The organism is Streptomyces actinomycinicus, assembly GCF_016741775.1.
Lineage (GTDB): Bacteria > Actinomycetota > Actinomycetes > Streptomycetales > Streptomycetaceae > Streptomyces > Streptomyces actinomycinicus.
The window spans coordinates 1-355 of sequence record NZ_JAERRK010000089.1; the positions used below are offsets into that span (position 1 = coordinate 1).

1 protein-coding gene is annotated in these 355 nt (G+C 66.5%); it reads left to right on the forward strand.

All coding sequences use genetic code 11. The features are described 5' to 3' along the window. Positions 1-355, forward strand: a 355-nt coding sequence (locus JK359_RS38625) for a carboxyl transferase domain-containing protein (RefSeq protein ID WP_307788472.1), incomplete at both ends; no start/stop codon positions are given.

Consider the following 355-nt stretch of genomic DNA (forward strand, 5'->3'; position numbering starts at 1 on the left):
GCTCCTGCCGCAGAACAACCGCGAGAACCCGCCGGCGGTGGAGTCGTCGGACCCGGTGGAGCGCCGCAGCGAGGTCCTGCTGGACCTCGTCCCCGCGGACGGCAACCGGCCCTACGACATGGCCAAGGTGATCGAGGAGATCGTCGACGACGGCGAGTACCTCGAGGTCCACGAGCGCTGGGCCCGCAACATCATCTGCGCCCTGGCACGCCTCGACGGCCAGGTGGTCGGCATCATCGCCAACCAGCCGCAGGTCCTCGCCGGCGTCCTGGACATCGAGGCGAGTGAAAAAGCTGCGCGCTTTGTCCAGATGTGTGACGCTTTCAATATCCCGATCGTCACCTTCCTGGACGTC